Raw genomic sequence first — 14,366 nt, forward strand, 5'->3', positions numbered from 1 at the left:
TTCCTCCTGCTCAGAGAGCGCCGATGCGATCCAGCTCGCGCTTGAGTTCGTCGCGGCCGAGGGTGGCGAAAGGAAGGGCGAAGAAGGCCCGGCAGCGCAGCTCGATGCGCGCCAGCGTGGCGCGGAAGGCTGCGTCGATGGCGGGCTCATCACCCACCACATCGGACGGGTCTTCCAGCCCCCAGTGGGACTTCAGCGCCGGGCCGAAGTACACCGGGCAGGCTTCGCCGGCGGCCTTGTCGCAGACGGTGATGACGATGTCTGGCGGATTGCCTTCGAACGCGTCATTGCCTTTGCTGCTCAGGCCTTCGATGGAAATACCGGCCTGGTGCAGGGTGGTGAGGCTGCGCGGCAGCACCTGGCCCTTGGGGAAGCTGCCGGAGCTGACCGCCTCGAAACCTTCCGGCGCCAGGTGGTTGAACTGCGCTTCGGAAAGGATGCTGCGGCAGCTGTTGGCCGTGCACATGAACAGGACTCGCATGGAGGACTCCTCCGCTCAACGCGGACATCAGAGGCTCAGGCGCAGCGCCAGGGCCGAAAGGGTGATCAGCAGGACGGGCAGGGTCAGCAGGATGCCGACCTTGAAGTAGTAGCCCCAGGTGATGCGCATGCCTTTACGCTCCAGCACATGCAGCCAGAGCAGCGTGGCGAGGCTGCCGATGGGGGTGATCTTCGGGCCGAGGTCACAGCCGATGACGTTGGCGTAGATCATCGCCTCGCGTACCAGGCCTTCCGCGCCGCTGGCCTGGATCGACAGGGCGCCGACCAGCACGCTGGGCATGTTGTTCATCACCGATGACAGCAGCGCCGAGAGCATGCCGGTACCAATGGCGGCGCTCCACAAGCCCTGTTCGGCAAGACGGTCGAGCAGGTGGGTGAGAAAGTCCGTGAGGCCGGCATTCTTCAGGCCGTACACCACCAGGTACATGCCGAGGGAGAAGATCACAACCTGCCAGGGCGCTTCGCGCAGCACGCGGCGGGTGGAGATGCGGTGCCCGCGAGCGGCGACGGCAAACAGGATGGCCGCACAGACAGCAGCCACGGCACTCACCGGGATGCCCAGCGGTTCCAGGGCGAACAGGCCGACCAGCAGCACCAGCAACGTCCACCAGCCGACGATGAAGGTGGCGCGGTCGTGGATCGCTGCCTTTGGCTCCTTCAGCGCATCGAGCGCGTATTGCCTTGGGATGTCGCGACGGAAGAACAGGAACAGCACCAGCAGGGTGGCGGCGACACTGGCGAGGTTCACCGGCACCATCACCGAAGCGTACTTGGCGAAGCCCAGGCCGAAGTAATCGGCCGAGACGATGTTTACCAGGTTGGAAACCACCAACGGCAGGCTCGCTGTGTCGGCGATGAAACCGGCAGCCATGACGAAGGCCAGGGTCGCTGCGGGCGAGAAGCGCAGGGCGAGCAGCATCGACATGACGATGGGGGTGAGGATCAGCGCTGCACCATCGTTGGCGAATAGCGCCGAGACAGCAGCGCCGAGCAGTATGCAGAAGGCAAACAGCCGGTAGCCGCTGCCATTGGCCCACCGCGCGACGTGTAATGCGGCCCATTCGAAGAAGCCAGCCTCGTCCAGCAGCAGGCTGATGATGATGACGGCGATGAAAGTGGCGGTGGCGTTCCACACGAAGGCCCACACGGTCGGAATGTCGTGCAGTGAAACCGCACCGGCGGCCAGGGCAATGATCGCACCCAGCGCGGCACTCCAACCAACGCCAAGGCCCTTGGGCTGCCAGATGACCAGTACGAGGGTGAAGACGAAGACAGCAACGGCGACCAGCATGGAGGACTCGCTCGAAGGGATCAGCAGCAGGCGGCATCACGGACGGGGCGGCCATCCATGTTCTGCAGGCGGAGGGTGTTGTCGGCCAACCATTGCGCGTTGGCCTGCAGGGTGACCTGCAGCATCTCATGCACCCAGGCAGGCAGCTCGGGGTTGAGGCGGTAATACACCCACTGGCCTTGGCGGCGATCCAGCAGCAGACCACTGCTGCGCAATTGCGCCAGGTGGCGACTTATCTTCGGCTGGCTGTCGTCCAGCGCGCACATCAGCTCGCAGACGCAGAGCTCGCCCAGGCTGGCGATGAGCAGGGTGGCGCGAACACGGGTCTCGTCGGCCAGGCTCTTGAAGACTTCGGGAGGAGTGATCATGGCTTCACCTTACATATGGAAAATCGAATATACGAATTTCCATATGTAAGGTGCAAGCATCCTGGATTTGATTGCCCGCTAATCTCCGCTTGCCGCCTCTGGAGAGAGCCAGCTTCCGACCAATCGCAGTCTAGGATGCAGGTATGAGTCTTAGCGTTGCCCGAAGCCCGCCGGAGGGTAGATTGCTCAACTGCACACTGCCCCCAAGCCGCTCCATGATCATCGCCACAATGGACAGGCCCAGTCCGGCGCCGTTTTCAGAGCCTTTGCTGTAAAAACGCTCGAAGACACGGTCGAGGTCGTCTTTGTCGATGCCAGGGCCCTGATCTTCGACATTGAATACGATGGCGTTGCCTTTACGGTGCAGCGTGACGTTGATTCGACCGCCAGTTGGTGAGTGATTCACTGCGTTGGCCACTAGGTTTTGCAGGGCAATGCCGAGGGCTCCTGCATCACTTTGAAGCTGATAGTTGCCCTCGGTGATCTCCAGAGACGGCTCTTGGCCCTGATCCAATATCCAGGGTGTCATCTCCGCCAATGTTTCCGTCGCCACTGCGGCGGCATCCACTGCCACCCAGTTGCGTTGCCCTAGTCGCGGCTCGATCCTCGCCATGGTCAGTAGCTGATTGACCACTCGACTGAGACGATCCACACCGCCGACCAGAAACTCCAGGGCATTATCTCGCTCAGCATCGCTTCTGGCTTCAAGCGCGTTCTGCGCATGCAGGCGAAGGATTGCCAGAGGAGTCCGCATCTCATGGGCAGCGTCGGCAATGAATCGGTGTTCTCGACGCAGCAATTCATCGATTTGCCCGAGCAGACGATTAAGCGCCGCCTGCATGGGTTCCAGCTCCCGGGGCAGAGGCACGAGTTGCAGTGGCTCCAGCGACTCTGCGTGCCGCGCTCGGATGACACGTGCCATGTTCTGCAGCGGTTGCAGCCCCCAGCCGATGGCCAGCCACACCAGCAGCGCTAACGCGAGACTGCCGATCAGGAAGGGAAACAGGGTGTGGCGGACGATGCGACCGATCAGATCGTCGCGCACATCGTTGCGCTCACCGACCCAGATCACCAACTGGCGCTCTGGCACGGGAAGCACGAAGCTGCGCCATTGCTGCTCCCCCACCATGATGTTGGAAAAGCCGGGCTTGGACAGAGGACGAGTGAAGCTCGGGGCACTGACCGTATGTACCAGGACTTCACCGTTGATGCGCCACACCTGGAAGGCGAGCTTGCTTTCGTAGGGATGACCGACGCGATGCTTGCCCGCCTGACTCAGGGCTTCATTGAATGCCAGGTACAACGCATGGCGATCCTTGTCGTCCAGCGGCATGCTCATGACGCCTTGCAAGAGGCGCGCGTTTTGCGCCAGATGGGCGTCGTAGATCTCGTCGATCTCGTGGCTGCTGTCGTGATAGTTGTAGAGCGCAAGCAGACTGGTACCGACCAGCAACAGCAGCATGACTCGCCAAAGCGTGCGTTGGCGCAACGAGCTCATGCTTTTCCTTCCACCAGATAACCGATGCCGCGAACGGTGCGGATCAGATCGTTGAAGAGTTTCTTGCGCAGGTGGTAGATGTTCACTTCCAGTGTGTTGCTCTCGGGCTCTTCATCCCATCCGTAGAGGAGCTGAGTGAGCCGCTCGCGGGTGAAGACCTTGCCGGGTTGGGACAGCAGTTCATGGAGCAGCCGGTACTCTTTCGGGGTCAGCACGACTGGATGTCCCTGGTAGCTGACTTGCCGAGTGGCCGGGTCGAGTGTCACCCCTGCATGCTCAATCAGCACCTTGGCGCGACCTGCGCTACGTCGAAGGAGCGCACGCAGACGAGCTTTCAGCTCGTTGAGGTCGAAAGGTTTGACCAGGTAGTCGTCGGCGCCGGCATCGAGACCCGCGATGCGATCATCGGTCGCGTCACGGGCAGTCAGGATCAACACGGGCACCGCATCGCCCCCAGCACGCAACCGGCGCAGCACCTCGATGCCATCCAGGCGCGGAAGTCCCAGATCCAGCACGACGAGATCGAAAGTCTCCTGCTGCAAGGCGTGCAATGCACTCACCCCGTCCTGCAGCCAGTCGATGGTGTAACCCTCCTGACGCAATCCGTTGCAGATACCTTCCCCCAGAGCGGGATCGTCTTCGACTACCAGCAGCCGCATGCTTAGTCCTGCTTGTCCTTGATCGTCTTGAGTAAAGCATCGATTTCGCCGCGCCGGCCCTGGTCGGCCAGCTCACGGCCGGGCCGTGGCTCTGCCTGCAGTGCTTTCTGCAAAGCCGCACGCGCTTCGACGTAATGCCCTTGGCGATAAAGATGATCACCCCAGAAGTAATTGCTGTCGATGCCTTCCGGATTCAACCGCAGCGCCTTGCGCAGCAGCTCATCTGCCTTGTCCGAGTCACCGAACCCGATGGGCCAGCCAGGCACTCGGTCATACAGTGCGCCGAGGCTGGTATAAGCCGACCCCTGCAGAGCGTTTGGATCGAGAGTCAGGGCCTTCTCCAGGCTCGCCCGGGCAGCCTTGACCTTGCCCAGCGCGCCAAGCCCGCCTGTGGCGCCGGCCCAACTGCTGGTGACGATCCCGTTCCAGATCCAGGCTTCCGCAGCCTGGGGCTGCTCGCGGGTGAAGGCCTCTGCGTCGCCCGCCAGCTTTTCGAAAGCGGCTGCGCGTTGCGCCTCAGGCATCTGGTACTGGATTTGCGCCCAACGTTGCTGGATCGCGCTGAGGTGCTGGCTGCCAGCCTGATCGAGCGCCCAGGTAAGCGGAGAGAAGGCAATGAGGCTGGCGAGTATCAGGCGTTTCATTTGCTGTGCTCCTTGGCGTTGGCATCGCTGTAACGGCGGATCAGTGGGAGCTGCTTGCGCAACGCGCGGTCGACCACGCCGGGCAGCATGCCGTTGAGGCGCACGAAGAGTTTTTCCGGCCATCCCAGGTACAGCTCGTTGCGTTGGTGTTGCACCGCATCAAGTACTGCCCGCGCGACATCGACCGGATCATCCATCCCTACTTTCAGCGCCTGGTTGAGCGCAGTGGCGGCTGAAGTGTTCATCGATGTACGGGTGGCACGTGGCGCCGCGTAGAGAACGTCGACCGTGGTATCTGCCAATTCGCGTCGAAGCGCCTCGGAGAATCCGCGCAGGGCGAACTTGCTGGCGCTATAGGTCGCGTAGCCGGGATAGCCGATGGAGCCGTAGATGGAGCCGACGTTGACCACCAACGCATGAGGCTGCTCGCGCAACAATGGCAGCAGCAGGCGGGTCAGCTGCAGGGGGGCCTTGATGTTGAGATCCAGCAGGTCGTCCAGGGTGTCCTCATCGATCTGCTCAAGCAGGGCGAAGCGGTTCACACCTGCAGCATTGATCAGCACGTTCACCCCGCCCATGGCCCAGGCCGCGGTGGCGACCTCCTGCCGGCCACTCCTGGTACGAAGGTCAGCAGAGTGCCAGCGCAACTGATGGGGATAGCGGTTCATGAGCACCGCCAGACCGCCAAGGTGTCGGCTGATGGCCAGCACTCGTGCGCCGCCAGCACACAGCTGGCTGGCCAGTTCCAGACCAATGCCGCCGCTGGCACCGGTCAATACCACCACCGACTCACGCAAGCGCATGCTGCACCTCTGGCTGGTGGGCTCGCGGCAGGCCTTGGAACATCTCGGTGTACAGCTGGTAGACGACCTTGGCGGAATGAATCACCGCCTCTTGATCTTCCGGACGATCCAGGCGGTTCATCAACTCGCGATAGGTCGCCATGTGATCCTGGTCGAGCGCGCCGTGGGAGCTCAGGTAGCTGAATGCCGTCGGCGGTAGACCAAGTCCTTGCTGGATGCTGCCGGCGGCCTGCGTGGCGAGGGCAATGCTGGTGCCTTCGAGGACGTTGACCATGCCGAACAGACCGACAGGATTGTCGCGGGCAATCAGGTCATAGAGGAAGGCCACCATCAGCTCGATCGGCAGACTGGGGCGGCTGTTGCGCACCAGCTCCGCGTCACCACCGCAGGCTGCAATGTCATTGAGAATCCATTGCTCGTGGCCGTACTCCTCCTCGATGTATTCGCAGACTGCACTGCGCAACCATTCAAGACGGCTGGGAAGGCGAGCGCCGCACGCCATCATCAGTGGAACGGTATGGCGAACGTGGTGATAGGCCTGGGTGAGGAAGGCGATGTAACCCTCCAGGCTGACAACGCCACCCAGGGCGTCGCGAATGACGGGAACGCTGAAAAGTGCCTGGCGTTCCTGGGTGGTGGCTGATTGGAGAGTGTCGAAGAAGTTCATGGCAGACCTCAGGATTGCGAGAGTTCAGTGATGAGGGGCTGGTGGCGACGGAGGATTTCCTGGCGGCGCGGTCGGCCGTTACTGGTAAGGGTTCCGTCAGCACCGCTAAACGGGCTGGGTAGGCGTCTCCAGGCATGAACCTGTGCGTAATCGGGTAAGCCGACGTTGCATTGCTGCACGGCTTGCTCGATGACTTCGTCGCTGATGCTGGGGTCGATGGGCCAGAGCAATGCGAAGTTGCGTGGCAGCCCCTCGCCGTGGACGAAGGCCTGGAGGATCACGCCTGTCTGGGAAAGCTCGGCCTCGATCCACTCGGGATTCACGTTGCGACCGAAGCTGGTGATGAACTGGTTCTTTTTGCGGCCCGCCAGGTAGAGGAAGCCAGCAGCGTCGAAATGGCCTAGATCGCCGGTTGGCCACCATTCCCCTTCGAAAGAAGGTTCACCCACATAGCCCAGCAGGGTCGAGCCGCGAACCAGCACTTCCCCGTCATCAGCGATACGCACCTGGACGTGCGGCAGAGGACGGCCAACGCTGCCTGGATGTTGATCGCCAGGGCGGTTCAGGCAAACCACGGAGGCGCATTCTGAGAGCCCGTAACCTTCGAAGACCGGAAGGCCCACTGCTTCGGCGCGCTCCAGCAAGCTGCTCGCAACTTTGGCACCCCCCACTGCGACGAAACGCAGGGGGCCGACCTTCATCATTCCGCGCTCGATGGCGGTGACCAGGCCAAGCAGGAGCTGTGGCACCAGAATCAGGCTCTCGGCGCCGCTGAGTGCAACGCTGCCGAGGAAGCGTTTCCAGTCGGCCTGACTGGCGCCACCGATACCCATCTGCGCTTGCGGATAGAGCGTGATGCTGGCTCCCGCCAGCAGGGCAGCATAAATACCGAGGCTCTCCAGCAGGACGGCCAGCGGAAGCACTGCGAGGTACTTCGTGGGCTCAGCGGCACGGCTCGCTACTTCCAGCTCCTGTGCAACGCACAGCAGTGAAGAGGCGCTCAGGCATACGCCCTTGGGCGACCCGGTGCTACCGGAGGTATAGGTGATCTTGGCAGTGCCTGCCGGCAAGTCGGCGTCGACAACGGCCGGCCGCTCCCAGAAGCGCTCGCCTGGTGTGAAGCCGGCTGCTCGCAGATCTTCCGCGAAGGAGTCGTTGGCAACGGCAAGCGTCGCCTGGGTCTGCATCAAGCAATGCAGGCGCTGTGCGGCACTGAAAAAGGGCGGCAGGATGACGCAAGGGCGCTCAGCGAAGAGGGCGGCCAGATCCCAGAGTAGTGCGTCAGGGCCGTTCTCCAATGCGAGGGCAAATGGCCCTTCGGGTTGCTCTCGCAGCCATGCTTCGCGACGTTCAACTTCACCCAAAAGCTGGGCATAGGTGACGTTGCCAGTGATTCCCCGTACAGCTGCTTTCGAGGCATTCTCCGTGGCATGCGTTTGCAGCACCTCACGAAAGGCGTTCAGTTCATGCGGCATGGCCGGCCTCCTGTAGCAGCATTGGGAAACCCATGCGCTTGTACACACCTGCGCGCTCCAGCTCGTCATGGCCGTAACCGATGTTTCCTGCGTAGACCAGGGGGTGCTGCGCGTAATAGCTGCCCCAGCTAGCCAGCTCGCCGTTCAGGCGGCGTGGGTCGGCTTCGGCGATCACGGTTGGTTCCAATCCCAATCGGTGGAAGCTGTTGACAAGGGTGGCGGCGCCGGTAAAGGCGACCCACTGAAGGTCGCGCGCAGCCAGCAGCCAGGTCACGGCAGTGATGATTACGCGCGCACTGCCAGCACTCAGGGCAGCAAGGTTGCCTACCTCGACCAACTGCTCACGCCCGACGGCACGACCTGCAAGCCGCGACACAACGCCCTCCAACGGCTCGTCCAGGTAGTGCTCAAGAAACAGCGGCCCGTGACTGGCCGGACGAATGCCTGCGGCTGCGATCAAGCGCCCGTGGCTGTCCTGCAGCCCGATGAGCTCCGGTAGATAGTGGTGAACGTCAGCGTGGTGGATGGACTCGAAACGCGCGTGGATGAAGGTCTCAAGCTCCTCGCGGTCGGAGTCGCCCTCGCGGCGCAAAGTCAGGCGAGCTTGTCGCTCGGCGACGGAGCCAAAGTGGAATGGAAACAGGCCGCTCCATTCTTGCTGGGTCATGGTGATCCCCCCAGGGGTCGTTCGATGAGGGGAGTATCAGCGGCGAATCTGAAAGTAGTCTGAAGTCGCTTAGAGACAGCGGCGGTGGAAACGAAATAGCCGGCACGCGTGTTTTAAGCGCATCTCGGGCCATGGCGTTTGGCCGAGCCACAGTCGATGCACTTCAGGTTTTTTTAAGGATTCCACGCGCAGTCTCTGTGCTACAGCGCAGTAAGGATGGCAGGAGTGCCAGGCTGAAGAACTCAGGCCTCCTCGGTTCCATCAGAGCGATGGTTCAGGCGAAGCCAGGTGAGGGTGTGAAAAGAGGGACGTCATTGTTCTGCCCTGTTTATTGGCGTACTGCTGGCAGAGTATTCAATTGGACAATCATTCGCGCACGGGTCGCTGGCCGACCTATCTTGTCACCGCCATAGGGTCGTTCTGTGCCGAGGCGGTTATCAGCTCTTTGCGCCGTGATCCACATGCGCGGGTGGTCGGGGTCAGCACATTACCGCGAGAGTGGAGTGCGGTTTCCCTCATGCTGGATGCATTCCATCGCGTACCGCCGGCCCGGGAAGTGCGAGCCTACGTCTCCCGTGTACTCGAGATCTGCCAGCTGGAGCAGGTGACCCATGTGCTTCCGCTCATCGACCTGGAAGTCGATGCATTTACGCCGCATCGGCAGATGTTCTCGGATCAGGGCATCACGCTATGCATGGCACCCTCGGAAACGATTCACGTCAGCAGGGACAAATGGCTGGTCTACGAAGTATTTCGAGATCACCCAGTCGTCCATCCCATCCCGACTTGGTGCATGGAAGACCAGGCAGTGGATCAGCTGCCGTTTCCGCTACATGCCAAGCCGCGAGATGGCCGAAGCAGTGAAGGATTGGCACGTATCCTCGATAAGGACGATCTGAGCTATCTACGAAAGAAGTTGAGAGGTCGTCCCTACGTTATCCAGCCACTGCTGGATGGCGATGTGTGCGTCGTGGACATAGTCCGCCGGCGTGCCACCGGGCAATCGGCGGCGATGGCGCGACAGGAGCTGGTGCGAACCTCCAATGGCGCCGGGGTAACAGTGCGAATGCTGAATGAACCGACGCTGATCGACGCTGCCACCCAGATCGCATCAGCGCTTGATCTCGATGGCTGCATCAATATCGAGTTCCTGGTCGGCGGTGACTGGCCTCTGGTCATGGACATCAATCCACGATTTTCCGGTGGGGTCGGGTTCACCCATCTTTCAGGGTACGACATGGTGACCAATCACCTGCGCTGTTTTGCAGGCGAGCTGCTGGATCCTCCAGTTATCCCGGCGCCGGTCATTCATGCCCGGCGATATGTGGAGACCACATTTGCGGTACCCGAAGAATCCGTGAGGGCGCAACTGCTGGCCAACTGATTGGCGGACGGTGGCGTTCCAAAAACTGTGCATGCATTTCCAGGCGAAGAGCGCCACTAACTACTGGATACATCGTCCTGCGAAGCCTTGCCAGCAATCCAGACTTGGCGGAACTCACCCTTGTCCCTGAGCACGAAGAGGGCGCTCAGGCCATATTCCTTTGCCACTGTTGAGCCGTGCTCTGGCCCCAGCACCATCAGCGCGGTAGCCCAAGCGTCGGCGAGCATGCAGGTGGGTGCCAGTACTGAGACCGAGGCCACGCTGTTATGTACCGGGGCCGCTAGACGGGGATCCATCGTATGGGCGTAGCGTTTTCCGTCTTGCTCGTAAAAGTGCCGGTAATCACCTGAAGTGGCCAGCCCACCGTCCCCCAACTGCAGCACACCGAGGGCAGTGCGGACACCCGCCCGAGGAGCCTCGATAGCCACTGTCCAGGGCTGGCCGTCCGGCTTTCCACCGCGCGAGCGGAACTCTCCATCGATACTCACTAGATAGTCGTGGATGCCGTAGCCCTCCAGGCAACGCGCCATCTGGTCGACGCCGAAGCCCTTGGCGATACCGGAAAGATTCAAATGCACCGGGTGGCGCTTGCGTACACGGCCGGCGCCGAAATCGAACTCCAATGCCGTTGCCGCACTGAGCCTCGGCTGGCACTTGAGTGCTTCGCGCTCGGAAGCAATGCCGGGTGTTCCCTTTGGCCCAAAACCCCAGGCATCAACGAGATCGCCTGTCGCAATGTCGAACGCACCTGCAGACTCGACGCCGACTTGAATGGCCGTGTGCAACACCCAGAGCAGCTCGGTCGGCAGGGCCATCCAGATGCCGGGGGCCAGTTCGTTGAGGCGCATCAGCTCCGAGTCTGGTCTCCAATTGGACATCTGCAGGTCTACTCGCGTGACCGCGATGTTCAACTGCTGTTCCAGCTCCTTCGTATTGTGAGGGGCAGAGCTGTAGAGCACCGCGCTGTACCGTGTGCCCATAGTCGCGCCATTGAAGTAGTAACGTCTGGTTCTGCAGGTCTCAGAAAACGTCTTCACGATAACGGCCTCCCGCCTTCAGAAGCTCCACGCTCAATGTCAGCGGGCTGAGCAGTTCATCGATGGCATCTCGGACACTTTCGGCCATTCCTCGCCCGCCACACACCAATATGTGGGCCCCTGCCGCCAGTAGATGGCGCAACTCCGATGCGTCCATCTGCAGGCAGTCCTGCACGTAGGCACGTTGAGGGCCCGCCGAATACGCTGTGCGCAAGTCGTCCAGGCGCCCATCGGCTAAGGCCTGGTCGAGCTCGCGCTGGAAAGGCACGCCAGCTTCGGGAGCACGACCACCCCAATACAGATAGAGGGGACGGTTGAGGGGGTTTTGCCTTACGAAACCAACCAAAGGGGCAATACCGCTTCCCGCGCCGATCAGGATCAATGGCGCATTCCCCAGGTGAGGTCGAAACTCTCGGTGTGGCTGTACCGTGGCGCTGATGGCATCGCCTGGCCTCAGGCCGTGGAGATAGCTGGAGCACTGGCCGTTGGGATGCAGGCGCACGCAGATGTCCAGCAGGCCGTCGCGACTGCCGCTGGCAAGCGAGTATTGGCGCGGTGTATTGGCGCCCGGCACATGAACTGACAGCAAGTCGCCCGCCTCATAGATCAATGAACTGTCGAGCGGAGTGAAGCGCAACACCGCCAGCGGGGTATCGCCAGGAGCCTCATGAACATACCGTTCCGCCAGCCTGAACTGGGACTCAGGACGCGGCACGCCGACCTCGCCAACCGTTAGGGCTGTGCCAAGCGCCTCGCCCAGGTCTGAGACCCACGCAGTGAAGGCGTCAGGCTGTGCGGCTTCAATGTCTCGGCGCTTGAGCAGGCGTTGCCAGCCCAGTCCGGCAAGTGCAGCGTCTACCTCTATGGCGTACTGGCAGAAGCGCGGGAATCGGCGGTCGCCAAACCCCAGCACAGCGAAGCGCGCATCGGGCGATAGGCGCAGACACTCGAGCTTCTCCAGAAAGCCCACGGCGGACTGCGGGGCTCCACCATCACCATAGGTGGCGGTCAGTACCAACAATTCGCGCGCAGCCGGGAAGGCTCGCATGCCGTGATTCAACGGAGCGCTGTGTACTCGTCTGCCGGCATTAGTCAGCACCTGTTGAAGTGCATTGGCGAAGGCCCAGGTGCCATTGCTCTCACTACCCACCAACAGCACACAATCCGCGCTATCTGCAGCTGTCTGCAGAGCATTGCGCACCGGAGCTCTGCGACGTCGTAGAAACTTCAGCAGGCCAGTGATACCCAGCAACGGAACCCCAAGGGCCGCCACGCCAAGCGCCGGACTGGCAGCTCCCAGAAGCTCGCCACTGTGCAGATTGTAAAAAAGCTCATTGAAGCGCTGTAACCGAGTGTGGGGCTGATAGCTCACCAACTCACCGCTGACCGGATCAACAAATCCTTCCCCTTGCGCTGTACGCAGCGTGTACACCGCCTGGGCGTCGCCGGGAATCGGGAATTCCAGCTCACGTAGTTGCTTCAGCGGAACCTGGCGGAGCGCTTCAAGGTTGCCAGCCTCTCGCGGTGTGCCCTGGGTCAGATGAGCAGGGAGGGTGGGCACTTGGTCTTCGGCAACGGGGATCAGCTCGAAATGCTCTGCCGATAGGTAGATTCCGCTCAGGCCGAACAACAAGCAGACCGGCAGCAGAACCCTGCCGACCCGGTTGTGCCAACGCGAAACGATACTGCCATGAATGGGGCTCACCAGCTTGCGCCAGCCGCCTTGACGGCGGGCAAACAGTACCAGCCCGGATAGGCTCAGCAGCAGCATACCTGCTGCGCCGCTCGTCACGAACGCGTGGCCTGGTTCGCCCAGCAGCAGCTCTCGGTGAACCGAGCGGACGACGCGGTACAAGGTGGATGGCTCATAGGCGCCCAGTACATGCCCGTCTCCTGGAGATATCTGCACTGCGCCTTTTTCGCCGTAAGCGATCAGCAGGCCGGAGGGGCGCCGCTCCAGCCGCTCGACTCCAGGAACATCTAACCTTACTTGTTCGGTAATCTGAGCCACGCTGCGAGACGGTTGTTCTCCTGCCTGCAAACGCTCAGCCAGCGGCTGTGTCGCAAGCAGGGCTCCGCTGCCAGATAATACGAGCAGCAGGGCAGTCAGCAGGATACCCGGCCAGGCGTGCAATCGACGAAGCATAATGGCCGCTGCCCTCAGAGCTCGTAACGGAAAGCAGAGACGTAGCCGCTACCTGCGTGCTCCTTGCCAGAACCATCAAGGGTGAGTGGTACCTTCACTTCGGCGCGGTTCGAACTCTTGTCTTCCACTGCGCTGTCGATTCGAATCTGGTATCCGGCGTCGATCAGGCTGTCGGCCACGTCCACCGACACTTTCAGCGTATCGCCACTGCCGACGCTGGCACCGCTGAGACCATCGAATTCGGCTGCACGCTGACCGCTACCGCGTGCCCAATCACCCAGATGCTTGTAATACTTGGCCTTGCGCCCTGCCACCCACAGCGTGCGCTGGTATTGACCCTGCGCATCGGTTAGGTAGATGGCGACATAGGCCTTGTTGCCGCTGTAATCGGCGAGGGTGGTGCTCATGTTGAGCTCACGAGCCTGAGCCATTGCAGGGCCAGCGAGAGCACCAGCCACGGCCAACGACACAACAGTGGTTTTCATAACGAAGTCTCCGACGGGGGAGGCTTCACTTTGAGCCGCTGCGCTTAAACCAAGCTGAAGTGGTTCAGGGCTGCACTTCAGACAGGTTTCAGATAGATCTGCTTGGCATCGTTTCGCAGCATCAAAGAAATGCTAAGTAGCTGAGCCGCTCAGAGGCGCTGTTTGCCCCCATACCCTTGCATCTCTTCTGCCCGGAAGCGCCCATGGAGCAAGGGGCGGTGCACCCTATTCCTTCACTCATGTGGAGGACGAATCATGGCCACACCCACAACGAAAGCTCACGAACCTTGGAACAAGGGCAAACTGGTCGGCCAGAAAGCACCACTGAGACTCAGGGACATTTGGGCTATCAGAGTGCGACTGGAAATCGCAAACAGGGATCGCGATCTGGCGCTGTTCAACCTCGCCATTGACAGCAAGCTACGAGCCTGCGATTTAACGAAGCTGCGCGTCAGAGACATAGCTCATGGTGAACATGTCTCCACGCGCGCGATTGTGATGCAGCAGAAGACTCAGCGTCCGGTGCAGTTCGAAATCACCGCTCAGACAAGAGCATCAGTTGAAGCTTGGATCCGCGCAGCTCACCGCCGCAACGACGATTTTCTTTTTCCTAGCCGTACTCGACGCTCAGCTCACATATCTACAAGTGTAGTGGTCTACTGATCCCGGACACCGATTTAGGCGAGAATCCTCGCCGTGAGAGAGGTGTCTGATGAGCAAGCAACGACGTACGTTTTCCGC

14 protein-coding genes and 1 pseudogene are annotated in these 14,366 nt (G+C 61.2%); 2 read left to right on the forward strand and 13 right to left on the reverse strand.

Annotated features, from left to right (window positions below):
* Window positions 1–10: 10 nt before the first annotated feature.
* From ACIPK7_RS19860 to ACIPK7_RS19905, 10 genes are all read right to left on the reverse strand, one after another.
* On the reverse strand, window positions 11–481 hold the full coding sequence (locus ACIPK7_RS19860) for an arsenate reductase ArsC (protein ID WP_138217043.1): 471 nt from the start codon (window positions 479–481) through the stop codon (window positions 11–13).
* 27 nt (window positions 482–508) lie between these two features.
* Window positions 509–1,792, reverse strand: a complete 1,284-nt coding sequence (locus ACIPK7_RS19865; protein ID WP_401089726.1) for an arsenic transporter — start codon at window positions 1,790–1,792, stop codon at window positions 509–511.
* A 20-nt stretch (window positions 1,793–1,812) separates the two neighbouring features.
* Window positions 1,813–2,160: a metalloregulator ArsR/SmtB family transcription factor gene (locus ACIPK7_RS19870; RefSeq protein ID WP_192225297.1), complete on the reverse strand. Its 348-nt coding sequence runs from the start codon at window positions 2,158–2,160 to the stop codon at window positions 1,813–1,815.
* Window positions 2,161–2,290: 130 nt separating this feature from the next.
* A complete protein-coding gene (locus tag ACIPK7_RS19875) occupies window positions 2,291–3,658 on the reverse strand; it encodes an ATP-binding protein (RefSeq protein ID WP_192225296.1) in 1,368 nt (455 codons plus the stop codon).
* On the reverse strand, window positions 3,655–4,317 hold the full coding sequence (locus ACIPK7_RS19880; protein WP_192225295.1) for a response regulator transcription factor: 663 nt from the start codon (window positions 4,315–4,317) through the stop codon (window positions 3,655–3,657). Before ACIPK7_RS19880 ends, ACIPK7_RS19875 begins: the two co-directional genes overlap by 4 nt.
* 2 nt (window positions 4,318–4,319) lie before the next feature.
* Window positions 4,320–4,961 (reverse strand): tetratricopeptide repeat protein, encoded by a 642-nt coding sequence (locus ACIPK7_RS19885; RefSeq protein ID WP_192225294.1) that lies wholly within the window; start codon window positions 4,959–4,961, stop codon window positions 4,320–4,322.
* The gene (locus ACIPK7_RS19890) at window positions 4,958–5,764 is read right to left on the reverse strand and encodes an SDR family oxidoreductase (protein ID WP_192225293.1); all 807 of its coding nucleotides are present in this window, start codon (window positions 5,762–5,764) and stop codon (window positions 4,958–4,960) included. The genes ACIPK7_RS19885 and ACIPK7_RS19890 overlap by 4 nt, the downstream gene beginning before the upstream one ends.
* Window positions 5,751–6,431, reverse strand: a complete 681-nt coding sequence (locus ACIPK7_RS19895) for a TenA family transcriptional regulator (RefSeq protein WP_401089729.1) — start codon at window positions 6,429–6,431, stop codon at window positions 5,751–5,753. The genes ACIPK7_RS19890 and ACIPK7_RS19895 overlap by 14 nt, the downstream gene beginning before the upstream one ends.
* Window positions 6,432–6,439: 8 nt before the next feature.
* A complete protein-coding gene (locus ACIPK7_RS19900) occupies window positions 6,440–7,906 on the reverse strand; it encodes an AMP-binding protein (RefSeq protein ID WP_401089730.1) in 1,467 nt (488 codons plus the stop codon).
* Window positions 7,896–8,573, reverse strand: a complete 678-nt coding sequence (locus ACIPK7_RS19905; protein ID WP_401089732.1) for a thermostable hemolysin — start codon at window positions 8,571–8,573, stop codon at window positions 7,896–7,898. The genes ACIPK7_RS19900 and ACIPK7_RS19905 overlap by 11 nt, the downstream gene beginning before the upstream one ends.
* A 517-nt stretch (window positions 8,574–9,090) precedes the next feature.
* On the opposite strand from ACIPK7_RS19905, the gene ACIPK7_RS19910 reads away from it, so the two are divergent.
* Window positions 9,091–9,957 carry an ATP-grasp domain-containing protein gene (locus ACIPK7_RS19910; RefSeq protein WP_401089734.1) on the forward strand — a complete coding sequence of 289 codons (867 nt, stop codon included), beginning with the start codon at window positions 9,091–9,093 and terminating at the stop codon, window positions 9,955–9,957.
* 56 nt (window positions 9,958–10,013) lie between these two features.
* Here the strand turns inward: ACIPK7_RS19910 and ACIPK7_RS19915 are convergent, their stop codons facing one another.
* Genes ACIPK7_RS19915 through ACIPK7_RS19925 form a run of 3 tightly spaced genes read right to left on the reverse strand, consistent with a single transcriptional unit; the run spans window position 10,014 to window position 13,625 of the window.
* On the reverse strand, window positions 10,014–10,937 hold the full coding sequence (locus tag ACIPK7_RS19915) for an FAD:protein FMN transferase (RefSeq protein ID WP_401089754.1): 924 nt from the start codon (window positions 10,935–10,937) through the stop codon (window positions 10,014–10,016).
* Window positions 10,938–10,977: 40 nt separating this feature from the next.
* Window positions 10,978–13,140, reverse strand: coding sequence for a PepSY domain-containing protein (locus tag ACIPK7_RS19920; protein ID WP_401089736.1), 2,163 nt, complete (start codon window positions 13,138–13,140; stop codon window positions 10,978–10,980).
* Window positions 13,141–13,154: 14 nt separating this feature from the next.
* Window positions 13,155–13,625 (reverse strand): DUF2271 domain-containing protein, encoded by a 471-nt coding sequence (locus tag ACIPK7_RS19925; RefSeq protein WP_401089738.1) that lies wholly within the window; start codon window positions 13,623–13,625, stop codon window positions 13,155–13,157.
* Between the two features lie 255 nt (window positions 13,626–13,880).
* Between ACIPK7_RS19925 and ACIPK7_RS19930 the strand changes: the two are divergent.
* A pseudogene (locus ACIPK7_RS19930) lies at window positions 13,881–14,270 on the forward strand (integrase); the annotation flags it as partial.
* Between the last annotated feature and the right edge of the window lie 96 nt (window positions 14,271–14,366).

This window comes from Pseudomonas sp. NPDC086581 (assembly GCF_044746165.1).
Classification (GTDB): Bacteria; Pseudomonadota; Gammaproteobacteria; order Pseudomonadales; family Pseudomonadaceae; genus Pseudomonas.